At 41.4% G+C, this 23,847-nt stretch carries 17 protein-coding genes; 11 read left to right on the top strand and 6 right to left on the bottom strand.

The features are described 5' to 3' along the window. Positions 1-93: 93 nt before the first annotated feature. The 3 genes from cas2 to cas9 form a co-directional block, all read right to left on the bottom strand. Entirely contained in the window at positions 94-426 is a 333-nt protein-coding gene (gene cas2, locus C511_RS0111755) for a CRISPR-associated endonuclease Cas2 (protein WP_024997334.1), read from the bottom strand. Between the two features lie 3 nt (positions 427-429). Further along, positions 430-1,365: a type II CRISPR-associated endonuclease Cas1 gene (gene cas1, locus C511_RS0111750; RefSeq protein ID WP_024997333.1), complete on the bottom strand. Its 936-nt coding sequence runs from the start codon at positions 1,363-1,365 to the stop codon at positions 430-432. 204 nt (positions 1,366-1,569) lie between these two features. Beyond that, on the bottom strand, positions 1,570-5,922 hold the full coding sequence (cas9, locus tag C511_RS0111745; RefSeq protein WP_027318179.1) for a type II CRISPR RNA-guided endonuclease Cas9: 4,353 nt from the start codon (positions 5,920-5,922) through the stop codon (positions 1,570-1,572). A 1,081-nt stretch (positions 5,923-7,003) separates the two neighbouring features. Here cas9 and C511_RS0111740 point away from each other — a divergent pair. The 7 genes from C511_RS0111740 to C511_RS0111710 all read left to right on the top strand — a co-directional run bounded on the left by C511_RS0111740 (position 7,004) and on the right by C511_RS0111710 (position 13,718). After that, the gene (locus C511_RS0111740) at positions 7,004-7,423 is read left to right on the top strand and encodes a hypothetical protein (RefSeq protein WP_024997332.1); all 420 of its coding nucleotides are present in this window, start codon (positions 7,004-7,006) and stop codon (positions 7,421-7,423) included. A gap of 76 nt (positions 7,424-7,499) precedes the next feature. Beyond that, positions 7,500-7,838, top strand: coding sequence for a hypothetical protein (locus C511_RS0111735; protein ID WP_024997331.1), 339 nt, complete (start codon positions 7,500-7,502; stop codon positions 7,836-7,838). 57 nt (positions 7,839-7,895) lie between these two features. Next, on the top strand, positions 7,896-10,058 hold the full coding sequence (locus C511_RS0111730) for a TonB-dependent receptor (protein ID WP_024997330.1): 2,163 nt from the start codon (positions 7,896-7,898) through the stop codon (positions 10,056-10,058). Continuing rightward, positions 10,055-10,519, top strand: coding sequence for a DUF4625 domain-containing protein (locus C511_RS0111725; RefSeq protein ID WP_024997329.1), 465 nt, complete (start codon positions 10,055-10,057; stop codon positions 10,517-10,519). Before C511_RS0111730 ends, C511_RS0111725 begins: the two co-directional genes overlap by 4 nt. Before the next feature lie 172 nt (positions 10,520-10,691). Continuing rightward, the gene (locus C511_RS0111720) at positions 10,692-11,567 is read left to right on the top strand and encodes a VIT1/CCC1 transporter family protein (RefSeq protein WP_024997328.1); all 876 of its coding nucleotides are present in this window, start codon (positions 10,692-10,694) and stop codon (positions 11,565-11,567) included. 18 nt (positions 11,568-11,585) lie between these two features. After that, positions 11,586-13,016: a Na+/H+ antiporter NhaC family protein gene (locus tag C511_RS0111715; protein WP_024997327.1), complete on the top strand. Its 1,431-nt coding sequence runs from the start codon at positions 11,586-11,588 to the stop codon at positions 13,014-13,016. A 45-nt stretch (positions 13,017-13,061) separates the two neighbouring features. After that, positions 13,062-13,718 carry a response regulator transcription factor gene (locus C511_RS0111710; protein WP_024997326.1) on the top strand — a complete coding sequence of 219 codons (657 nt, stop codon included), beginning with the start codon at positions 13,062-13,064 and terminating at the stop codon, positions 13,716-13,718. A 42-nt stretch (positions 13,719-13,760) separates the two neighbouring features. Here C511_RS0111710 and mnmA read toward each other — a convergent pair whose 3' ends face one another. Together mnmA and C511_RS0111700 are read right to left on the bottom strand one after the other, a co-directional pair. Beyond that, entirely contained in the window at positions 13,761-14,825 is a 1,065-nt protein-coding gene (mnmA, locus tag C511_RS0111705) for a tRNA 2-thiouridine(34) synthase MnmA (RefSeq protein WP_024997325.1), read from the bottom strand. Positions 14,826-14,831: 6 nt separating this feature from the next. Continuing rightward, positions 14,832-16,115, bottom strand: a complete 1,284-nt coding sequence (locus C511_RS0111700; protein WP_027318177.1) for an O-acetylhomoserine aminocarboxypropyltransferase/cysteine synthase family protein — start codon at positions 16,113-16,115, stop codon at positions 14,832-14,834. Between the two features lie 218 nt (positions 16,116-16,333). On the opposite strand from C511_RS0111700, the gene C511_RS0111695 reads away from it, so the two are divergent. Together C511_RS0111695 and C511_RS0111690 are read left to right on the top strand one after the other, a co-directional pair. Further along, positions 16,334-17,545, top strand: a complete 1,212-nt coding sequence (locus tag C511_RS0111695; protein ID WP_027318176.1) for a S41 family peptidase — start codon at positions 16,334-16,336, stop codon at positions 17,543-17,545. A gap of 23 nt (positions 17,546-17,568) precedes the next feature. Beyond that, positions 17,569-19,050 (top strand): S41 family peptidase, encoded by a 1,482-nt coding sequence (locus C511_RS0111690; protein WP_051260514.1) that lies wholly within the window; start codon positions 17,569-17,571, stop codon positions 19,048-19,050. A gap of 89 nt (positions 19,051-19,139) precedes the next feature. On the opposite strand, the gene C511_RS0111685 is transcribed toward C511_RS0111690, so the two are convergent. Continuing rightward, entirely contained in the window at positions 19,140-19,961 is an 822-nt protein-coding gene (locus tag C511_RS0111685) for an alpha/beta hydrolase (RefSeq protein ID WP_034782350.1), read from the bottom strand. A gap of 141 nt (positions 19,962-20,102) precedes the next feature. Here C511_RS0111685 and C511_RS0111680 point away from each other — a divergent pair, with 141 nt between their 5' ends. Continuing rightward, positions 20,103-22,481, top strand: coding sequence for a TonB-dependent receptor (locus C511_RS0111680; protein ID WP_027318175.1), 2,379 nt, complete (start codon positions 20,103-20,105; stop codon positions 22,479-22,481). A gap of 76 nt (positions 22,482-22,557) precedes the next feature. Further along, positions 22,558-23,847, top strand: coding sequence for a hemolysin family protein (locus C511_RS0111675; protein ID WP_024997322.1), 1,290 nt, complete (start codon positions 22,558-22,560; stop codon positions 23,845-23,847).

Genomic DNA, 23,847 nt, shown 5'->3' with positions numbered 1-23,847 from the left:
GAACTGACTATCAGATATTTATAAGAAGAATTAGGATTAAAAAAAAGAGCTGTTAATCAACAAAAAATCCCGTATTTACTACGGGATTTTTTATTAGAAAAGCTCTAATTGTTGATAAGGCGTTGAGACAGCTTCCTCTTTTTGCCCATAAAACAGCTCCATTTTACCAAATTGTTTATCTGTAACACATAAAATACCTATGTGACCTTTTTCAGGCAATATATTTTTTACGCGGCGGATGTGGACATCAGCATTCTCTTGGCTGGCGCAATGCCTAAGATAAATTGAGAATTGGAACATAGTAAAACCGTCATTTAATAGTTTTTTCCGGAAATCACTATATATTTTGCGTTCCTTTTTTGTTTCAGTAGGCAAATCAAAAAACACTAACACCCACATAATTCTATATTCACTGAAACGATCCATTCATTACTCAAAATAAGGATACACTATTTTACGTAGTTCGCCTAAATAGCATTTCGCCAACGAAGCCGTTGTTTGCCCTACTGCAATCATTAATGGGCTGCGTTGCCCATTAATCATCACATCTAAAACCGGAATATTCAATAGTTTAACTTTTATTTCTTTAGATAATTCCTGAAAATCCACTCCACTATTCATAATTTCTACAACCAATCTATCGACAAACGGACGATAGGGCTCCATTATATCATCTGCCAAACAATAAGCATTGTAACGGTTATGATGATGAATCCCTAAAGTAGGCAAAAGCCCACTTGAAACTAACGAACGGGCTACAATAGCTCGTAATATGGCATAGCCGTAATTCAAGAGATTATTAGGAGGGACACCCTCCCGGCCTCTTGTAAAATTATCAATATCAGGAAAAAGAGTTCTCCAATAATAAATAGCCGCTCTACCTTCAAGATTGTCAGAATCACCACTTTTAACGTCGTTTGCCCATTTTAGCATATTGCGCACTTCTTCATTTCTACACGTTCTCAAAACAGATGCCTGATTCTCTATTTTCATTTGAATAGTTTGTTGCCAAAGTTGTTTTTTCAGAGGGATACTAGCATTAATCTGTGCTGTAAAACGCTCACTTTGAGTGGTGTTTTGTTCCAAAGGCAATAATAACCCCTGAGGCATTGAACGACTGTCACACGTAATCAACGCACAATTATTTTCCAACAAAGCTTCCATTACCCCCGAAGTAAATGTGATTTGCTTATTGTCAATCATCACTATACCTATATCTTCTATCGGAATTGTTTGCACGTTTTTTATCTTAAACGAATCCGGTAAGGAGTCGTTTTTTTCTACTTCGGGTAATTTGATCACAAGTTGATTGTTTTTCAAACTTAAATAAGTAGGATTACTGAAATATAGTGTCTTTTTTATCATACTAATTTCTATATATTTTTTGTAATATAAATCTATAATTACACCCGAAAGCACTTTTTATAATGATTATTAGCGAGTTACTCTAAAAGTCTCCCAAAATTTTGTAAAGCAAAGTAGATTCAAAAAAACAATCAAGGTGTTATTTAGAAAACTGATATATTTACCAATAATTATGAATAACACATAAACTATATTCATGCTATTTTAATATGGTTCAATATTTCCTAAACGATCAATCTTCAGTTTGATACAATAATTTTTAATAGATAAACCTTCTATTTTTTGATAGGCATCCTGACTACCAAACTCCTTTTTTTTAATGATTGGATTTGCAACAATATGGTTCATAAAATAGATCTCATTTCCACTAAATTTTGTTACATAATAAATATTTCTACTTCTTGCTATTTTATCTTTCCAAAAACTTTCATATAACGGACTATCTTTGTCTGTTATAATGTCTTCATCTTTAGATAGCATATACACGGGGTCACCTTGTTTTAGTGTAAAAAGAAATTTGGCTCTATTTTCTTTTTCAAAATATCTTTTAAAAACTTGTTCTTTGTCAAATTTCTGTTTGTCTAGTATTTGGTTAAACTCTTCCTTTAATAAACGAGTCGCATCATAAAAAGAAATGAGGTCAAAAACTCTTTTACCATCTTTTTCCATCACAGCAAAAAGGTAGTTACCACCTGTCTTGACTAATAAGGTCTCATTATATGCTTTTTTTCTAATAAGCCTTTCTAATACCTCTTCAGCTTCTTCAAATCCTTTTTTCTTTTTAACTCTTAGCGGATCACGATAAAAAATCTTAATTGAAGTCAAAGGGGTATGAGGTGCATTTTCCCCGACTCTTTTCTTCTGATTTTTTCTGCTCCATTCATTAAATCTTTTCTTTTCTGCTAATTTTTTATTTAGCACCAAAATACCTTCTGCTGAAAATGCCTCGTCCTTTTTATTTTCAAAATCTTTTAAATGTTGTTTAATTGCTATTTTAAGATATTCATTTGCTATTTTATCAATTGTTTTTTCTGTCGCTATTTTTTTATCTGCTAATTTAGATAATGGTATTCTATACGTTTCTATACCTTGACTTTTACCGTACAATGTTCCATCATGTAATTGACCTCGTATTTTAATTTGCAGATGACCTTTTTTATCGGGCTGAATTAATAATTTATCTTTCGGCTTTTGCGAAACAATAATATTTTGAATTGCTTTTTCTGCATCTTCTGGAAAAGCAGACCAAGGCATATCAACGCTTTTAAACTTCTCTATTTGAACAAATATAGCTTTTTGCTTGGCTTCATCTAAATTAAGAATCTCGTCTAATAATTCGGTAGGACTTCCTTCAAAATCGGGCAGAATATCTTTTTTGTGATTATCTAACCAAGTTTGAAGTTCTTTATTCAAATCGTTTAATCGCTTTATATGAGCTGGTTCAGTACAAGCAATCGTCAGTGCATCAATTGCATGATGACGATGATCAATACGTTTACTCCATCCTTTTATAATTAATTTATTTCTTTTAATTTGTATAAAATTACTATTAAACAATTCAATAAAACCGACTTTGCTTAATATAGTATCAGTAAAAGGTATATTCATTTTTTTATATTCCTTTTTCTTTTTTTCAATGCCAATTATATATTTCTCATATTCAGTTTCAGCAAGCAATGGTTGAATATTCTGGTAGCGTGATTTTAACAGCAGTTTGAATTTATCCGTCAAACCCCATTGATTTCTCAAATAATCAGTGACACCTCCTGTTGTTGTTTTTACGTTATTGCATCCTACAATCTTATTCAATTCATCTTTTACTCTGACTGAAATATATTGCGTCTCTTTCATTTGACGAACCACTGGATCTTCCGGTACTTTTGTTGTCAGAAGATTATTTCGTTTAATTCCTTGAAAATGTTTATTAACGTGCTTTATGAAAGCTTCTTTAGAAAATATTTGCTGAGTCAGAGAACCAATCTCAAAATACTCCATCGCTGTGCGATTATTTTTTTCTCTATTAACTGCTTTTTCACAAATAACCTTATTTGTAAACGAATCATCAAAATAGCGAGATTGAGGTATGATATGGTCAACATCATACATTCCTCTATCAAACAGTTTCGAAAGAGGTATAGGTTTTCCTGTGTATGGGGAAATGTGTCCCTGTTCTCGCCACAAACGCATTTTCTCAATTTCCGATTTAGAGGGATCTTTGTATTCTTTCACAAATATTTCTTCCAAACTTTCTTGCGAAGCCCAAATCTTATATTTTTCGATATTGGCTAGCGTTATTTCCTGTTTTAGTTCTATCAGCAGATTTCTAACTTCATCATTAGTTTTTTGGTTTTCACTATTTAATTTGTAGATTTTTGCTCGTCTTTCAGCATTGTTTTTGAGTTCTCGAGCTAACTCTATTCTTATTTCCTGCGGTTTTTCCTTAAATTCTTTCCAAATATCTTTGACCACCATTAATGCTTCGTTTATCAACTGCTCGACCAATGGATTACGTAACTCACCCTGTTTTAATCTTAAAATCTGGTTGGGGTTTTGAATTTGCTCAATTTCAGCATACTTATTTTCCGTGTGATTACCATATACCAAAATTATAGCGTAAGCATTCATAATACCGCCATGAATAAGTATATCATTATTATTTTCTAGATATTCTTGTGCTGCTTTTTCAAATGGATCGCTTAAATTTTCGTTTAAAAGCCTAATAATTTTTTCGTTAAGTATTTCAGAAAGCTCATTACTGAAATACTTTGTTCCACAACGAACAAGAGGCAAGATTTTCTCTATTGCTTTCAAACTCATTGCAGCATAATTCCTGCTAAATTTGGTTTTGCTAATTTCTATAGCAGTTTGCTGAATATCTGGGATTTCAGTAGAATATTGTTTGAGAAAACTAATTACTTTTGACGTTCGATCACTACTTATTTCGTATTCATTACCTTTAGCATTATACAGAATATCCCATAATTCAATTTGCCGTTCAATGTTTGACATGCCCAGTTTATCCCAAAGTCCATTACATAAAACTTTTTTCAGAATTAATTTTGTTTCGTTACCTCTTAACTTAGCCTTGGGATTCATTCCATTGAGAAAATCAACACCACTTCGTAAATTATATATTTTTATCAATTTATTCAAAATAACACTAAAACTTATTTCTTTCTTTTCCTGCAATTCATCAAAAATCCACTCTTTAAGTGCTGCTGGAACAGGTTTATCAATATATTTATATTTTATTTCACCTTTTCGATTTGTCCCATCTTCAATTTTTGTATTGATAGTCAATTTATTGATTTGTTCCCAAATTTTATACTCCTGAAAAAGCGGATGACTTTTAGAAACGGCTTTTTGTCCTTTTTCAAAACTACAATCAGAGATCAAATTGCTTTGATCTTTTAATTCTCTTTGATAGTAAATGATTTGATTTTTAATGATATGATAAAGGCCTTTTTCAAGTCCTGCTTTACGATATTCTTCTTGTGTTTCTTTTGTTCCAGGAAAAATAAATTTTAATATATCGAATAATTTATTTTGCGAAAGATGTAATAACATATCATATAATTCGCTTTTAGGATTTTCACTTTGTGTTTTCCAAATCCTATCAAATTCAGATTGATAACGGGAACGAAGGACTACATTATTTCTAATTTTAGCCCATCTATTTTCTTTTAATATTATCAAAAAGTATTCCGACAAAAAGATCTCTCTACCATTTATTTTTGCTTGTTCGTTCAACTCTTTTTCTAAATTTTCCATTTTCTTGCGCCAATTCGTTTTATTGGGCAATTTAAAGGTGATAGTTTCTTCGTTTTTTTTTGTTGTCTTAATTATTAAAAATTCTAATGACTCACCTTCTTTAAGCAAATTTAAAAAAGTGTCTCCTTCTAACTCGCCGTCTTCTGTTTCAATTTTCACTTTATACTTTTTTAACTCTTTACCTTTATAAATAAAGGATTCAGCTTCTGAAATCCAAATTACTTTTCCAAAAGCCAGAAAACTTTCATTTCCTTTTCTATCTTCATTTTCAACAAGATCGCTATCTATTTCCTGCTTTTCTGGCTCATTACCTCCACCGGAATAGCCTCGAAGTTGATTAAAAAGATAAATAATTTTACCTAATTCTTTAAGTGAAACTGGTTCATTTAATGCTCTCACTCGTAATTCTAGTAAATCAATCGCAGAATATTGTTTTTGCTTTTGAGCAATCGGTAAAATTGAAACCTTATCAATTTTTAAAGGATTGTTAAACTCTTCAGATAATTTAATTTGTTCAGGTAACATATCTAATTGTTGCAGAACATAAATAAGTTTATTACGCCGTTGCTTGTAGCGTTTATTAAGTTTCCTTGCACTACGATCAACCCTTCTCTTTGCATTTTTTGTTTGGGCTTGTCCTTGTTCAAATTTACTTAATTCTTGCCCCATCGGAATTGTACGGCTTCCCATCCCAAGAATTTTTCCTTGTTTACTCTCAAAATCGGCTTCTATTAGCGCCCAACCTATACTGTTAGTCCCTAAATCTAATCCTAATATTTTCTTCATAATATTTGATTCAAAATACATTTTTTCCAAAAATATATATTTTTCTACAGAAATCACTTGTTTACTAAAAAATAATTCATAGTTTTGCAATACAATTTTGAAGCAAATCACAATAAGGATTATTCCGTTGTGAAAACATTAAAGGTGGGAAGCAATTCTCGCCTTTTGTTGTATATATCCAAAATATCAATTTATAAAATTCAAAGTTCAGCATACGAAATATATTCTACACCAACTTTTCAAAATCCTACGCCAACTTTTTAAAATCGCAGGCCAACAATTATAAATTGTTGGTTTACAATTACATCAAAACAACCAACATTAAAACCATACATAATAACTATTTTTCAAACACAAAACAAGTACGCATAAAAAAGCAAGAATCAAACTCAAAAACAAAGACCAATTCCGAAATGAAGTAATATATTTAGTCAATATAACAAAAGAAAATCTCCATATAAAAGTACCATTACCACCCAAAAAGTCTATCAAAGCATCGGTACAAAAAGGTTACTGCATAAACAGTAGCCATTCTCCAAATCTAAACACAGTCAATACAAATAAAATAAACTCACAAAAATAAACTAAAAAGAGGCATTTCAATCTCAAATTGACTGAAGGGCGTTGAAGCCAAAAAAGGGGTTTATCTATGCACAACAAGGTATTTTCGACGACTTATGAAGTCGTTTTTGGCCGTTTTTCATCAAAAAGCATTCGAAATCGCTCAAACATCGTCTGATTTTTAGTTAAATTGGAGTTAATGAATCTATAGTCTTAGTTAAAAGTGATAGATAGTGAGGGTAAAACTGCCGTTTTAATGGTAGACATTTTTTACCATCACTCTTCTATATAGCCTATTAGAAAGGGGATTCAAGTCAGTTAGTGAGGGTAAGTGATGGTAAACCACACTTTTTTTTCTCTAGGAGGAGAGTCGTATAAAGGAGTAAGGGCAACATGTATGGTTTTCAAAACATGTGAGTATAACGTAATAACAGACAAGGACGGCTGACTTGTTTTTCTGCGTGAACATTACTCCCCTCCATGCTGTTTAAGTACCTGAATACAAAATCAGCAAGATAGAATGAGAGTGTACGTAAGCAGAAAAGTACTGGTGGCAATGGCCGGACTGGTTTGGATAGCTGCCGGAGCCAACATACTGAAAATAGGCATTTATACATGGATGAACGATGCGCTGCAATGGCAACTGAAGTTAGCCGGAGCGGTGGTTATTTTCTGCCTGTTTTTTTTTCTTATATTTAAAAGGCTGCACGGTAAACACACCCGGCGAATTGCTGAAATGGGCGACAAAAATCATCCGCTGGCTTTTTTTGATGCCAAAGGGTGGCTCGTTATGTTGTTCATGATTGGTATGGGTATCAGCATTCGCACTTTTCATTTATTGCCTACCTGGTTCATTGCTTTCTTCTACACGGGACTGTCTACCGCACTCGTAGCAACGGGGTTTCTGTTTCTGCTCCATTGGTGGAAATGCTATAACTAATAAAGTATAAAAGAATTCAAATTTGCGCGGCAAGCTGTTTTTATTTAGAAAAGTTCTATATAACTTTGCATTCACTATGCTTAACAGGGCAAAAAGGAAATACAGATTACGGATAGGAATTGCCTGGGTGTTACTACTAACGCTCATGCCTTTCCATGTGGTGAAGGCTTTTCACTTTCACGAGCCGTGCACATCTTCTGCCTGTCACCACGATTGTGAGGAAGACAGTAACAGCAGTCGGCCCGACTCCTGCCCTATCTGTCATTTCACACTGTCGCCTTTCGTTCAAGTATCTTCTCTCCAACTATGTTTCATTGCCGAACTTCTTCCTTATGAGGTTCCGGTTTTTGAGAACAAGGGAACATTCAGTTTCTCTTATTCTCGTGGCATGCGTGCACCTCCCGCCGTGGGCTGACATACTTTTATCTCACTCATCTTATTTTTTTCGTTTAACGAATAACTATTTGTTAGTATGCGTATCGGATGTTTATCGGGTATGTGTGCATGGGGTATAGCTATATCCTTGTCGGCACACGCCCAGACAACCGATTCACTGAAGAGTGTCAACTTGTCGGAGGTGGTGGTATCAGAGACGTATCACCACATACGAAACAAGAATGCTACGTTGCAGCTCGAGGTGGTCGGTGAAGATTTTCTTCGAAATAACTTTTCGGGAAATCTGGTGCAGACGTTGGGTAACATTCCCGGCGTACATTCCATGGATATTGGTTCGGGCTTTGCCAAACCGATGATTCGGGGATTGGGTTTTAACCGGATTACGGTGACCGAAAACGGGGTCAAACAGGAGGGGCAGCAATGGGGTGCGGATCACGGGCTGGAGATTGATGCGTTCAATGCCGGCCAGGTAAGTGTGCGCAAAGGTCCTTCGTCTTTATTATATGGTAGTGATGCCATGGGCGGAGCAATTGAAATCAATGCCTTGCCTGCTCCTACTCAGAACATGTTTCTGGGTGAAGTGGCTCTCATCGGCAAATCGGTGAACGGCACGCTGGGCGGTTCGCTCATGCTGGGGCTGAAACACAATGCGTGGTTTACCAAACTAAGGTACACCGAGATGCATTTTGCCGATTACCGTATTCCCACGGATACGGTGGTGTATCTGACCCGTAAAATTCCGGTGTATAACCGAAGGATGAAGAACACAGCCGGTTTCGAAAGAGACGTGAGCTGGTTCACCACGTACCGCAAAAACGGGTACGATGCTTCCTTTTCAATAAGTAATGCTTACCAGAAAACGGGGTTCTTTCCGGGGGCGCATGGCATTCCTGATCTGTCGAAACTGACCGATGACGGCAACAGTCGCAACATTGAGTTGCCTTACAGTTTTGTGAATCACCTGAAGGTGGCGTTGCATCAAGGGTATGCGTGGGGACCGCTGGCTCTGTCGTGGGACTTGGGGTACCAGAACAATCACCGCGAAGAGTGGAGTTCGTTTCACACGCATTACTCCACGCAACAGATTCCTCAGAAGGATCCCGACAAGGAGTTGGCGTTCAGGTTGAACACGTATAGTTCAAATGCTAAGTTGCGTTTTCTGGGAAATGGAAAATGGGAGCATACGCTGGGCTGGGATGTGCAATATCAAGATAATAACATAGCCGGTTACTCTTTTTTATTGCCGGAGTACACGCGTGTCACCACCGGTGGGTTGTGGTTGAGTAACTACAAACTCAACAGTCAGCTAACGCTGAGCGGAGGTGTGCGGTATGATTATGGCAAGATAAAGGTGGCCGGGTATACCGATGCGTATCTGGAGGAGTATCTCGTTGATCAGGGATATGATGCAAATGTGATAGAGGTGTATAAGAACAGAAGCTATGCGGTGAACAGGGACTTTGGCGATTATTCGGCTTCGGTGGGTTTTGTATGGAATCCTTCGCGGGTGCACATGTTGAAAGCCAACGTGGGGCGGAGTTTCCGCTTGCCGGGTGCCAACGAACTGGCGTCGAACGGGGTGCATCACGGCACCTTCAGGCACGAGCAGGGTGTGGCTACGCTGAAGTCTGAACAAGGATGGCAGGCGGATGCTGCTTATACATATGAGAAAGGAAGGTTGTCATTCACGGCGTCTCCTTTCTTCAGTTGGTTTGACAATTACATTTTTCTGAGGCCTACGGGTGAATGGTCTGTACTGCCCGATGCCGGACAAATTTACCGATACACGGGTGCGGAGGCTATTTTCACGGGTGCGGAACTGAGTATGTCTTACCGCGTGTTGCCCAAGCTGACTTATCAGTTTGCCGGCGATTATGTGTACACGTATAACTGCGACGAACATTTGCCGCTGAGTTTCTCACCGCCTGCTTCCATGCGTAACACGCTTACGTGGGAGGCTGCTTCGTGGAGTGTGTATGCGCAGATGGAGAGTATTGTCGCACAGAACAGGGTGGATCGCAACGAGGACAAGACTTCGGGCGGCAACTTGTTTCATCTGGGCGGGAAGTTCGACTTCAAATGGCACAACACTCCCATAGAGGTAACGCTTACTGCCAGAAATGTACTGGACAGGAAGTATTTCAATCACCTGAGTTTCTACCGCAAAGTGGAGATTCCCGAACCGGGCAGGAACTTACAGGTTTTAATCAAAATTCCATTTAAACAAGTATTCAAATGAAAACAAAATTAATTCTTTCAGCAATTTGTATTGTATCACTAAGTAGTTTGTTCGTAGCGTGCTCTGACGATGATAATGATACCACCAAACCGGTGATCGTTATCAACGAACCTACAGATGGGGGCGCTATCAAAACAGGTAGTTTGTTGCATCTCGACATGGATTTGTCTGATGATGTAATGGTGGCTTCTTACAAGGTTGATATTCATAATAAATTCGACGGACACACGCATACTTCGGCCTCGACCAGGGCGGTCGGCGATTCCATTACGTTCACTTACAATCAGTCGTTCGATGTGAATCAGAAGAATCACCACGTTCACGATCACATCGAGATACCTATCTTGGCTCGTCAGGGTAAGTATCACGTGGTGGTGTACTGCACAGATACATCCGGCAATGAGTCATACGTAGCCAAAAGCGTTGTATTCGATGCCAATGCGGAAGAGGATGTGGATTAATAGTTTCGTTGCTCACCGGCGTTAGGCAGGTGGCAATTAGCAAACAGGCGGTGAAGATGTATGTCTCTCACCGCCTGCTTTATTTTTAGAGGTTGTTGCGTTAAAAAAGAAAGCAACGAATGTGTTCTATCATAAATAATATAACTTTGCATAAACATTAAATTCAAATGAAATGAAAGCGGATAAAAATGCAATATCTGACTTCCTGTTCTTTCAGGAGGATGAAATAACCAGCAGCATTGTGTATGCTAAACTGGCCCATATCGTAAAAGATAGCGAGAATAAAAAGACGTTGTTACAGATTGCTGCCGAGGAAAAGGCGCACTACGAAATACTGAAAAGGCATACGGGTAAAGAGGTGGCTCCCAATCGTTGGCGTATATTCAAGTATTATTGGCTGGCACGCATCTTGGGACTGACTTTCGCCATCAAACTGATGGAGAAGGAAGAGAGGGATGCGCAAGAGGTTTATGCCCGCTACCCGGAATATCCTGAGTTAGAGAAGCTGGGACGCGACGAGGAGGTGCATGAACAAAAGCTGATTGGCCTTATCAATGAGGAGAAATTGGAGTACATGGGTTCCGTGGTATTGGGGTTGAATGATGCGTTGGTGGAGTTCACCGGGGCTTTGGCTGGTTTCACGCTGGCATTGAGTAACGCACCCCTCATAGCGCTGACCGGTAGCATTACGGGTATTGCAGCGGCCTTGTCAATGGCTTCGTCAGAGTATTTGTCGACCAAATCGGAGGAGGGTGACTCCAAACATCCGGTCAAGGCGGCTGTGTATACGGGTATTGCTTACATCATAACAGTGGTGGCGCTGGTAGCTCCGTTCATTTTCATCGAGAATGTACTGGTAGCATTGGGGTTGATGCTTGTCATGGCACTTACCATTATAGCTTTGTTTAATTATTATTACGCAGTGGCACGAGGCGAGAGTTTCAAAAAGCGTTTTCTGGAAATGGCTATACTCAGCTTCACGGTGGCGGGTATCAGTTTCCTCATCGGTTACGCTCTGAAAACGCTGACGGGTATAGATGCTGCATAAACCACTGATACGTAAAGTATGAAAAGAAAACCGTCTCCTCTCCTGTCGCTGGTTCCCATCGTGGTACTGGTCAGTTTATTGTTTGCCATTATCCGGGTATTTGGCAGTGATGCACTCAACGGCGGTAGTCAGGTGGCATTGCTTACCACTACGGCGGTATGCGTACTGATTGGTATGGCTGTATGCAAAACTCGCTGGCATGACTTTGAGCTGGCCATCACGAATAATATTTCGGGCGTTGCCACGGCGCTGATTGTGTTACTTATTATCGGGGCACTAAGCGGAGCGTGGATGGTGAGCGGGGTGGTTCCCACACTTATTTATTATGGAGTGCAGATTATTCATCCTAACTTCTTCCTGGCCTCAACGTGCATCATTTGTTCGCTGGTGTCGGTCATGACGGGTAGCTCGTGGACCACCATAGCTACCATCGGCATTGCGCTGATGGGTATTGGTAAGGCGCAGGGATTCGACGAGGGATGGATTGCGGGTGCCATCATTTCGGGAGCATACTTTGGCGATAAGGTTTCCCCGCTTTCCGATACCACCATACTGGCTTCTTCGGTTACGGATACGCCTCTGTTTACACACATCCGCTACATGCTGATTACCACCATACCGTCTATGCTCATTACGCTGGTTATTTTTACGGTGGCCGGATTATCACACGAGGCGAGTCACACGGAACATATCGCTGCGTTCTCGGCTTCTATTCATGATAAGTTTTACATTACGCCATGGTTGCTCTTGGTGCCGGTCATAACCGGAGTACTGATTGCCCGAAAGGTACCTTCGCTGGTTACTCTTTTCTTGTCGACTGCACTGGCGGCGGTATTTGCCGTCATCTTTCAGCCTCATCTGTTGCAGGAAATTGCCGGTACGGCAAGCAGCAACGCCGAAGCGCTGTTCAAAGGTGCACTGATGACGATCTACGGTGAAACGGAGTTGCACACGAATCACGAAGCACTCACCGAACTAGTTGCCACAAGAGGTATGGCGGGCATGCTCAACACGGTGTGGCTCATTGTGTGTGCCATGTGTTTTGGTGGAGCCATGACGGCAAGCGGCATGCTGGGAAGTATCACATCGGTATTTGTACGTTTCATGAAACGCCGCACAGGCATGGTAACCTCGACTGTATGCTCGGGTATTTTCCTCAATATAACCACGGCCGATCAGTATATCTCTATCATTCTGACCGGAAATATGTTTGGCAATATTTATAAGAAGAAGGGTTACGAAAGCAGGTTGCTGAGTCGCACCACCGAAGATGCCGTGACGGTTACCTCTGTACTTATTCCGTGGAACACATGCGGCATGACGCAAGCTACGATTCTCAACGTAGCCACGCTGGCGTACCTGCCTTATTGTTTCTTTAATATCATCAGTCCGCTCATGAGTATCTTTATTGCGGCAACGGGATATAAAATAGTGAAAAAAGAAGCATAAATTCATCAAAAAGTGTATTTTTGCAAAGTAACCAACGTTTGAATAATGAGGAAATACATCATTGCAGATAATCAGGATATCACCCGGGCGGGAATTCTATTTTTATTAGGCCTACAGAAGGAGATTCAGGTGATTGTGGAAGCCGACAGCAAGGCAGAACTGATCAGAGAGTTGCGTCTGCATCCCGATGCGGTGGTGGTGCTGGATTATACTTTGTTTGACTTTAACACCGCCGACGAGCTGGTGGTGCTGCACGAGCGGTTTAAGGATGCCGACTGGTTGTTGTTTTCCGACGAGCTGAGTTTGAATTTTATTCGTCAGGTGGTATTGCCGGCCAAAGCCTTCAGCGTGGTGATGAAAGATAGCTCGAAGGAGGAAATTACTACTGCCATGCAGTTTGCTTCACGTAAAGAGCGTTTCATTTGTAACCACATAAGCAATATGCTGCTCACCGGAAATTCGGCTGCTGCCACGGCGATGCAAGATGATCATTTGCTCACTGCCAGTGAAAAGGTGATTCTGAAAGAGATTGCGTTGGGAAAGACAACCAAGGAGATTGCTGCGGAGAAGAACCTGAGTTTTCATACCATCAACAGTCACCGGAAGAATATTTTCAGAAAGCTGGGGGTTAACAATGCGCATGAGGCTACAAGATATGCCATGCGTGCAGGTATTGTTGATGTAGCCGAATACTACATTTAAGCAGTACCCGGCTTTATCTCTTTATTATAATAAGGGGAATAATTAACCGATAATTTCGCCGCTCCCAAAGCAAATGCGGGAGTCTTTATCGTAAATCACGCCAAATTGTCCCGGTGCAATGCCTTGCAACTTCTCTGACGAAACCAAATTGTAAGTATCGCCCGTACGGGTTAGCTTGCCCTGAAGGAATTCCGGGGTGTGACGTATTTTAAAGGTAACATCGTACTCGCCTGCTCCTTCTGTCCACGGGTTTTCAGTGATGAAACTAAAATCGTGCATGCCGAACTCATAACCGTATTGTGTCTCCACATCGTATCCGTGTGACACGTAAATGATGTTTTCCTGAATGTCTTTACGGATCACGAACCACGGACCGCCACTCAATCCCAATCCTTTACGTTGTCCGATGGTGTGGAACCAGTAGCCGCGGTGGGTACCAATCTTCTTTCCGGTTTCCAGTTCGATAATAGGTCCTTCCTTTTCGCCAAGGAAACGACGCACGAAGTCGTTGTAATTGATTTTGCCCAAGAAACAGATGCCCTGACTGTCTTTTCGCTTAGCACTAGGCAGACCGGCTTTGAGTGCCAGGTCGCGTACCTCATTCTTCATCAACCCACCCAGCGGAAACATCAGTTTGGATACTTGAAGGTAGTTGATTTGCGCCAGGAAGTCGGTCTGATCTTTCACCGGATCTTTGGCAGTACCCAGCCATATCTTTCCGTCCTGTTCCACAATGCTGGCATAGTGTCCCGTAGCGGTCTTATCAAAGTCCTTCCCTGCCCGTTCTTCAAAACAGCCAAACTTGATGAGTTTGTTGCACATCACATCCGGATTGGGAGTAAGCCCTTTCCGTATTTTGTCGATGGCGTAAGACGCCACCCCGTCCCAGTATTCTTTATGTAAATCTATGATCTCTAACGGCAGGCCGTATTTACGAGCTGTAGCAGTGGCCAGCTCAATATCTTCCTCGGCAGAGCAATCCATGTATTCTGCCCCGTCCATACCTATTTTTATATAAAACAAAGTGGGCTTGTAGCCCTGTTCGCACAAAAGGTGTACGACAACAGAGCTGTCGACACCTCCCGATAATAAAGTTGCTATATTCATATTCTATTAAAAGTTCAACGCCTGCTCCAGGTCATCGATAATGTCATCGATATGTTCCGTACCGATTGACAAGCGTACCGTTCCCGGTTTGATGCCCTGTTCAGCCAATTCTTTCTCGCTCAGCTGCGAATGGGTGGTGCTTGCCGGATGAATGACAAGTGATTTCACATCGGCCACATTGGCCAGCAGCGAGAATATTTGTAAACGATCAATGAACGCTTGTGCCTCGGCAGCACCACCTTTCACCTCGAAAGTGAAAATGGATCCGGCTCCCTGCGGGAAGTATTGTTTGTACAACCCATGATCCGGATGATCGGGTAACGCAGGATGGTTCACTGCCGCCACTTTGGGATGTTTCTTTAAATACTCAACCACTTTGAGTGCGTTCGACACGTGTCGTTCAACGCGCAAAGATAGTGTTTCTACTCCTTGTAGCAAAATAAAAGCGTTAAACGGACTGATAGCTGCACCGGTATCGCGCAATAATACGGCTCGTATTCTGATAATGTAGGCAGCCGGACCGGCAGCATCGACAAATCTTACGCCGTGGTAACTGGCTTCGGGTTCGGTAAATTGGGGAAACTTGCCGGAAGCTACCCAGTCGAACTTACCGGAGTCGACAATGATACCTCCCAGAGATGTTCCGTGACCACCGATAAACTTTGTGGCAGAGTGCACTACTATGTCGGCACCGTATTCAATGGGACGGATCAGGTATGGGGTGCCGAATGTATTGTCAACAATCAGCGGAATGCTGTGTTTGTGAGCAATATCGGCCACAGCGGCAATGTCGATAATGTTTGAATTGGGGTTACCCAACGATTCAATGAACACCGCTTTGGTGTTGGGTTGAATGGCTTTCTCAAAATTCGACAGGTCCGACGGGTCGACAAATGTAGTGGTTACGCCGTATTGAGGCAGCGTGTGAGCCAGCAGGTTATAGGTGCCACCGTAAATGGTATTGGCAGAAACGATGTGATCGCCGGCACGGGCCACGTTCTGCAAAGAATAGGTGATGGCAGCCGCTCCCGATGCCAATGCCAGTCCGGCAATGCCGCCTTCGAGTGCGGCTATGCGGGCTTCGAACACTCCTTGTGTGGAGTTAGTTAAACGGCCGTAAATGTTACCGGCATCCTGCAAACTGAAGCGTGCGGCAGCGTGCGCCGAATTGCGAAAAACGTACGACGTAGTTTGATAGATGGGTACCGCACGTGCATCAGTTGCCGGATCCGGATTTTCTTGTCCAACATGAAGTTGTAATGTCTCAAAATGTAATTTCTTTGTTCCCATAACCTAATCTGTATTATATTGTTTCTATAAATAAGAATTCAAATCTCATGTCACAAAGATAGGTCGCACGAACACACTACCCAATCACTCATTGAAGGCATTTTCATACCACAAATATGGTAGTTCGTCTATAAATATTGTATTTATTCAAATTTTATATTCGGAAAAAGAAAGAATAAAGTATATTTGCATCGTTCAAGAACTATAAAACACCTGTTATGAATTTCCGGAAAATACGATATGCGTCGGTCATGCTATTCTTATCTGTCGTTTGCCTTTCATCTTGCGGGGAAGACCGCAGCATTGCTTATCGGGAGCAAACAGGGCTAGACAGATGGATGGACAGCTTGATGCGTGTTAACTACTATTGGTACACCGAGATGCCTTCCACCAAAAAGCTCAACTACTTTACAGCACCGGCGGCTTTCCTCAAAACGTTGGTATATAATAGTGAAACGGTTTCTTACGTCACGGATTTAACGGCAACCGATTATTCGTACGGTTTTAAATACAAGCTATACAGTGTGAGTGACACGACTTATGCAGCTCAAGTACTATATGTTCTGCCTAATTCACCCGCCTCGGAAGCCGGACTGTCACGAGGGAAATGGATAACCACGGTAGAGGGCGACTCCATTACTAGCAAGAATAAAACAATCTTGGATGAAGATGATGCATTGGAAATAGGACTCGCCACATACAGTGACGGCAAACTGGTAGCTGCGGGAAAGTCGAGCTTGCCTACAACCAGGGTAGTTGCCAACGAACCTGTCTTGTATCACACCACGCTGACGCAGGCGGGAAAGAAAGTGGGGTATCTGGTTTACAACAACTTTGCAAACGGAACCGATGATGCATATAACAAGGAATTGATTGCATTATCGAATGAGTTTTCGGGGGTCAGCGAGTTTGTTTTGGATCTTCGCTATGCTCAGGGAGAAGGTGATTTGGAAAATGTGCAGCTATTGGGCAGCATACTGGCACCGTCCACAGCATTGGGGAAAACATGTTGCACGCTGAAATACAACAATAAACAGAACCCGCAAACGGTAACAAAAACATTTTTGAGCAGCATATCGGGAGGAACAAACCTGAATTTGGAAAAGCTGTACGTATTGGTAAGCGGAGAAACATCGGCGGCGGCTGAGTTACTGATTAACTCACTTAAACCTTATATGACGGTAGTGCTTGTGGGTGCGAAGACTGCCGGAAAACCTTACGGCACCACCCCATACGTGAACGAGGCGTACCAATGGAGTGTTAATCCGGTTACGCACATGTACTACAACGCCAAAGATAAGGCTGATTACACAAGTGGTTTCGCTGTTGATTACGCTGCTGCAGAAAGCCTATCGACACTTGCTACTTTTCAAGAATTCGGCAACACCGGCGAGTTACTTTTAAGTACCGCCCTGAAGCTGATTGAATAATAAATAACTCATACTGTAATTTTATGAATATCAAACAGACATTTGCCATCGTATTCTTTGCCGTGGCTTTACCTTTTTTCTTTTATTCGTGCAGCAAAGACGATGATGAGATAGTAACCACACCTACCGAAGAGGAAGAAGAAGAGGATCCTGTAGTTATTACGGAAAGTGTGTATACTTGGATTGAAAGCGAAATGCGGGAAAACTATTACTGGTATTCTGAAATACCCGCAGCTTCTTCGTTAAACTACAAACTGGGAGTATTGGATTTCTTTGATTCGTTGCTTTCCTCTAAAGACGGTAAACACAACGATAGTTCTGATTACTTCTATTCTTATATAGAAAGTACTTCTGACGTATCGGCTTCAACCAAAAGCATCAGTCAGACCGACTACAGTTACGGGTTTGAATTTCAGATCTACAACATGGTTGACCAAAATGATAACCCACTAGGTTATTCATACGCGCACATTTTGTACGTAGTTCCTAATTCACCGGCATCAGAAGCAGGAATTAAACGGGGTATGTGGATTACTAAAATAGACGGAAAGAATATCACAGAAAGTAATTACACGACCTTGCTTGGAAGCACGGCCACCAAATTTACCATGGCTACCTTTGAAACCGATAAACGTTTTGTTGCAGCCGGTGATATCAACATTAGTTCAGCTCGTGCCATTGAAGATGATCCCGTACATTATCATACAATTATAACGGACGAGAAGAGTGGGAAAAAAATAGGTTATCTGGTCTACAATCACTTCACCGATAGTAAAACGGATGGAGATGAGAAATATAACAAAGAATTATTGGCTTTATCTAAAGAATTTGCAGGTGTAGATGAGTTTGTGCTCGACCTACGGTACAACGGAGGCGGATTGATCACTTGCGCCCAACTGCTTTCTACCATTCTGGCTCCATCCAGTGCTTTGAATCAAACGTTCTGTAACATGACGTTTAATGATAAACAGAGCCCACGTACTTACAACCTGAGCTATGCAAAAAGTTTAATCAGCACAGGAACGAACCTAAACCTTAGCAAACTATATGTTTTGGTATCCAATCGTACTGCCTCAGCATCCGAGCTCGTAATCAATGCATTAAGGCCTTATATGGGTGATGCCAATGTAATTTTGATTGGTGAACAAACCGAAGGTAAAAACGTAGGTTCGGAAACCTTTGAAAATACTACCTACAAATGGGAAATGCATCCTATTACCTGTCAGATATACAACTCCAAAGGGGAATCGGACTTCTACGTAAACGGATTTACTCCTAAATACCAAGTAGCGGAGATTGATCACTTAGATAAGATATTTGATTTCGGTAACACAGACGAGATTATGCTAAGCACAGCCATTAGCATTATTAATGGAACATATAGTGCGACAAAGGCCTCAACACGTTCTACCACAACGCAACTGCGAAGAGGGAAATCATCACTTGAGAGAAAAGCAACAAACGGTGTGGTGGTTGATGGCATTCGTCAAACGGCCAAACAATAAACAAAAGTCGTTCTGAAACGTACATAGTAAACAAATAATGGGCGCACGGAGATTAAACTTTCCATACGCCCATTATTTATTTGTTGTACTTACTTCTTCAAAAAGAATTTCTGAAAGAAAAGAATCTGGTAATCAATAGAGTTATGCCAGTACTGTCCGTTATGAACTCCCGGACGAAGGATGAAATCATGATCAATGCGACGGGCCAACAAGTGTTCGTGCAGGTTTTGATTAACAGTAAGAAAGAAGTCACCTTCTCCGCAATCAATGATGAGCGACAAATCACCGGGTTGTATCTTGTCGAGTTGGTTAATCACTGTATGCTGATCCCATAAACCTTTATTGGCAGCAAATTCGCCCAATTGTTTGTTCATCTCCCAATTCATAGGGAACGGACGGATGTCTACACCCCCACTGGTGCTACCTGCCGCACCAAACACGTCTTTGTGACGAAAAGCAAGCCACAAGGCGCCGTGACCGCCCATGCTCAGTCCCGTAATGGCTCGTCCCGAGCGATTGGCAATTGTTTTATAACTGGCATCGATGTAGCTAACCAGTTCCGTTGAAACAAACGTTTCATAACGATACTCCGGATTCTTGGGACTATCCCAATACCAACTGTTCTTGCCATCGGGGCAAACAAAGATAACGCCTTTCTCATCGGCTATCTTAGGTAGTTCGGGTTTCAGAGCAATCCACGAACGAGCGTTGCCACTATATCCGTGTAACAAATAAATAACCGGACAGTTTACTGCCTTCTTACCCGAAGCAATATTCGGAGTAATGACAACAGCTTCCACCTCTTTGTTCATCGACTGGCTCTTCACCAGAACGGTATCTACTTTGGCGGCTTGTACATATAAACCTGCCAATAGAAGCAATACAGCTAAAAAATGTCTTTTTACAATCATGTTTTTCTTTTTAAATTCAATGAAAACGAATATTGCAATCTATTGACTGCAATTGTATGACAAAAATAACGGTTTCATCTGAAAACAAAAACTATTCCTTACATTTGTTTGTTGATTAGTGACATTAAACAAATAGAATATATGAAACGACTATTTTTATTAGGTATCTTTCTCGTAATTTGCTTTCTGAATGTAGCCGCTCAACCCATACATTATATAAAAGGAGTGGTTATTGATAAAATGACACGCAAGCCGTTAGAGTTCGTCAACATACTGGTGCAAGGCACGGGTAGCGGCAGCGTGACAGATGAAACGGGTCGTTTCACTTCACCGCAACTCAAACCGGGTATCTACCGGTTACAAGCATCGGCTATAGGTTACCGCACGGTCATTACTCCCGAATATATTCTTTCCACAAAAGACTTACACATCACCATTGAAATGGAGGAAAGCCCCACGGAACTAACCGGTGTTACCGTTACGGCATCGCCATTCAGAAGAGTTACGGAAACTCCGGTAAGCCTGCGTATTATTGGTTTGCAGGAAATAGAAAAGAGTCCCGGAGCTAACCGTGACATTTCTCGCATCGTACAGTCGTATCCCGGTGTAGCCTTCTCGCCTGCCGGTTACCGAAACGACCTGATTGTACGTGGAGGTGCTCCGTCTGAAAACCGTTTCTACCTCGATGGAGTGGAGATCCCTAATATCAATCATTTCAGCACGCAAGGAGCGTCGGGCGGACCGGTTGGCATCATCAACGCTGACCTGATACGTGAGGTCAATTTCTATACGGGCGCCTTCCCTGCCGAAAGAGGAAATGCCATGAGTTCGGTGCTCGACTTCAAGCTGCGTGACGGCGATTTGGAGAAGAATTCACTGAAAGCAACACTCGGTGCATCGGAAGCATCGCTCACGTCCAACGGACATTTAAGTGAGAAAACTACTTATCTCGTATCTTTACGGCAGTCGTATTTGCAGTTTCTGTTCAAAGCGTTAGGATTACCATTCCTACCCACCTATACGGATGCGCAGTTTAAGTTGAAAACTCGCTTTAATGAAGCAAACGAGTTAACATTGTTAGGACTGGCGGGTATTGATAACATGCGACTCAACAAAGATGCAGAAGAGGAAGATGCCCAGTATATTCTGGGTTATCTGCCCAAGATACAACAAGAGACTTTTACGGTAGGTGGTGTGTACAAACACTATGCCGGACACCATGTACAGAGTTTGGTGTTAAGCCACAGCTACCTCAACAACCGGAATACCAAATACCTGAACAACGACGAAAGCAATGCAGAGATGCTCTCTCTCAAACTTCGGTCGAAAGAGCAGGAAACGAAATTGAGAGTAGAAAACAGTTCGGTTTGGGGAAATACCAGGTTAAGTTACGGTGCAAATATGGAATATGCACAGTATGGGAATCGTACGTATCAAAAGCGTTTCACCGGAAGCGAGCAAGTGGTGAACTACCGCACTTGGATAGATATGATTAAATGGGGAGCTTTTGTAAAAGCTACTTACGAATCGGATGATGATCGATTCAGTGCATCTTTGGGATTAAGAACAGACGCTAACAATTACTCTTCGGAAATGCGTGATCTGAGCGAGCAGCTATCACCTCGTCTGTCTGTTTCCTATCAACTCAGCAAAGGATTTTTCCTGAGCGGAAGCATTGGGTTATACTATCAGTTACCCGCCTACACCATGTTAGGATTCAAAGACAACAACGGAGAGTTCGTAAACAAAACCAACCTTCGCTTTATGTCGGTCAGCCAAAAGAACATAGGTCTTTCCTGGCAAATCAATAACCAGGTAGAACTATCTGCCGAAGGTTTCTACAAAGACTATGATCGTATTCCCTACTCCATTGTTGACGGTATTCCCATGGCGTGCAAAGGCAATGATTACGGTGTAGTAGGTAATGAGGCGGTATCATCAACAGCTCAGGGGCGTTCGTACGGAGTAGAATTCATGTTGAAATGGATCGTTGCCCAGAAACTGAACCTTTCTTCTTCACTCACCCTGTTTAAAAGCGAATACAGAAACACCAAAAACGATCCGTACATCGCTTCGGCATGGGATAACCGATTTATATTGAATATGAGTGGTACTTACAATCTGCCTCGCAACTGGAGCATCGGGGCGAAGATCAGTGCCATAGGAGGTGCTCCTTACACTCCTTATGATGTGCAAAAGTCATCGCTCGTTACTGCTTGGGATGCACAGGCTAAACCGTATTATGATTATTCGAAGTTCAACACGGAACGAGCCGATCATTATGCTGCGCTCGACGTGCGCGTTGATAAAACATATTACATAGGACGATACATGCTTGGATTTTATCTGGATGTACAGAACATTACCGGAAGTAAATTTAAGGAACCCGACGCTATTGTGAGCACCGGAGTTGTAGAGAATCCATCGGCACCACGTGCGGAACAACGGTATGTTATGAAATACATAAAACAAGAAAGCGGTACTGTTTTGCCAACTATTGGGGTTACATTTGAGTTTTAATAAAAAAAGGAGCCAACTATTGCACGGCATTACTAAAAGAAGTAACTTTCGCTTCTGAAAATCTTCACAAACATTTATGGAAATTATTATCATCATTCTGTTGCTGGTTATGAACGGCATTTTCGCCATGTATGAAATAGCATTGGTTTCATCCGGCAAAGCTCGCCTCGAAACAATGGCCGGCAGAGGAAACAGAACGGCAAAAAAAGTATTGAAACAGTTGGAAGAACCTGAGAAATTTCTTTCAGCTATACAAATCGGAATTACACTGATCGGTATCATATCGGGTGCTTTCGGTGGAGTGGCATTGGCTGATGATTTGGCTCCTCTTTTTAAAGACATACCCGCTACGGCGCCTTATGCCGAAAATCTGGCTATGATTACCGTTGTAGCCATCATCACTTACCTTTCATTGGTCATTGGCGAACTGGTTCCTAAATCGATTGCACTGACGAACCCTGAAAAATATGCATGTGCCTTGTGCCCTGCCATGAGCTTACTATCGAAGTTAGCCTACCCGTTTGTGTACCTGTTAAGTCTGTCAACCCGTGTGGTTAATAGAATGTTAGGTATTGAAGGAGGTCAGGAAAGGCCCATGACTCATGAAGAGCTGCGCATGATTTTGCATCAGAGCTCGGAGCAAGGAATTATTGACAGGGAAGAATCTGAAATGTTACGGGATGTTTTCCGCTTCTCAAACAAACGCGCCAACGAATTAATGACGCACAGACGAGATTTGGTAATTCTGCAGCCGGACTATACCTTGGAACAAACATTGGCGATAATTGATGAACGGCATTTCAGTAATTATCTACTAGTTGACCATGCCAAAGACGAGACCATCGGCGTTGTTTCGGTAAAGGACATCATTCTTAAAACGGGTTCCGATCAGCCTTTCAACCTAGCCGACATAGCCCGGGAACCTCTTTATATTCCTGAAAGTTTGTATGCCAAGAAAATATTGGAGCTATTTAAAAAGAATAAAACCAAATTCGGAGTTGTGGTCAATGAATACGGAGGAACCGAAGGAGTGGTTACGCTGCATGACCTGACCGAGAGTATCTTTGGTGATATACTCGAAGAGGGTGAGACTGAAGAGCTCGAGATCGTTGAACGGGCCGATGGTTCCTTACTCGTTGAGGGTTCCATGAATATCAGTGATTTTATGGACGAAATGAATATACTTGAATACGATGACCTTGAAGTGGAGGATTTCACAACGTTAGGCGGAATGGCTATGTTCTTCATCGGACGCATCCCGAAAGAGGGTGATACATTTACCTATCGTCACTTACAATTCGAGGTGGTTGACATGGATAACGGGCGGGTTGATAAACTACTCGTTACCCCTAATAATAATCTTTAA

The organism is Bacteroides graminisolvens DSM 19988 = JCM 15093, from assembly GCF_000428125.1.
GTDB lineage: Bacteria > Bacteroidota > Bacteroidia > Bacteroidales > Bacteroidaceae > Bacteroides > Bacteroides graminisolvens.
The sequence above is the reverse complement of the archived record's forward strand: the minus strand, read 5'-3'. Positions and strand labels throughout refer to the sequence as shown.

Excerpts from the sequence above, each read along its gene's own strand:
- cas2 (WP_024997334.1), bottom strand. The coding sequence starts at position 426 with ATGGATCGTTTCAGTGAATATAGAATTATGTGGGTGTTAGTGTTTTTT.
- cas1 (WP_024997333.1), bottom strand. The coding sequence starts at position 1,365 with ATGATAAAAAAGACACTATATTTCAGTAATCCTACTTATTTAAGTTTG.
- cas9 (WP_027318179.1), bottom strand. The coding sequence starts at position 5,922 with ATGAAGAAAATATTAGGATTAGATTTAGGGACTAACAGTATAGGTTGG.
- C511_RS0111740 (WP_024997332.1), top strand. The coding sequence starts at position 7,004 with ATGAGAGTGTACGTAAGCAGAAAAGTACTGGTGGCAATGGCCGGACTG.
- C511_RS0111735 (WP_024997331.1), top strand. The coding sequence starts at position 7,500 with ATGCTTAACAGGGCAAAAAGGAAATACAGATTACGGATAGGAATTGCC.
- C511_RS0111730 (WP_024997330.1), top strand. The coding sequence starts at position 7,896 with ATGCGTATCGGATGTTTATCGGGTATGTGTGCATGGGGTATAGCTATA.
- C511_RS0111725 (WP_024997329.1), top strand. The coding sequence starts at position 10,055 with ATGAAAACAAAATTAATTCTTTCAGCAATTTGTATTGTATCACTAAGT.
- C511_RS0111720 (WP_024997328.1), top strand. The coding sequence starts at position 10,692 with ATGAAAGCGGATAAAAATGCAATATCTGACTTCCTGTTCTTTCAGGAG.
- C511_RS0111715 (WP_024997327.1), top strand. The coding sequence starts at position 11,586 with ATGAAAAGAAAACCGTCTCCTCTCCTGTCGCTGGTTCCCATCGTGGTA.
- C511_RS0111710 (WP_024997326.1), top strand. The coding sequence starts at position 13,062 with ATGAGGAAATACATCATTGCAGATAATCAGGATATCACCCGGGCGGGA.
- mnmA (WP_024997325.1), bottom strand. The coding sequence starts at position 14,825 with ATGAATATAGCAACTTTATTATCGGGAGGTGTCGACAGCTCTGTTGTC.
- C511_RS0111700 (WP_027318177.1), bottom strand. The coding sequence starts at position 16,115 with ATGGGAACAAAGAAATTACATTTTGAGACATTACAACTTCATGTTGGA.
- C511_RS0111695 (WP_027318176.1), top strand. The coding sequence starts at position 16,334 with ATGAATTTCCGGAAAATACGATATGCGTCGGTCATGCTATTCTTATCT.
- C511_RS0111690 (WP_051260514.1), top strand. The coding sequence starts at position 17,569 with ATGAATATCAAACAGACATTTGCCATCGTATTCTTTGCCGTGGCTTTA.
- C511_RS0111685 (WP_034782350.1), bottom strand. The coding sequence starts at position 19,961 with ATGATTGTAAAAAGACATTTTTTAGCTGTATTGCTTCTATTGGCAGGT.
- C511_RS0111680 (WP_027318175.1), top strand. The coding sequence starts at position 20,103 with ATGAAACGACTATTTTTATTAGGTATCTTTCTCGTAATTTGCTTTCTG.
- C511_RS0111675 (WP_024997322.1), top strand. The coding sequence starts at position 22,558 with ATGGAAATTATTATCATCATTCTGTTGCTGGTTATGAACGGCATTTTC.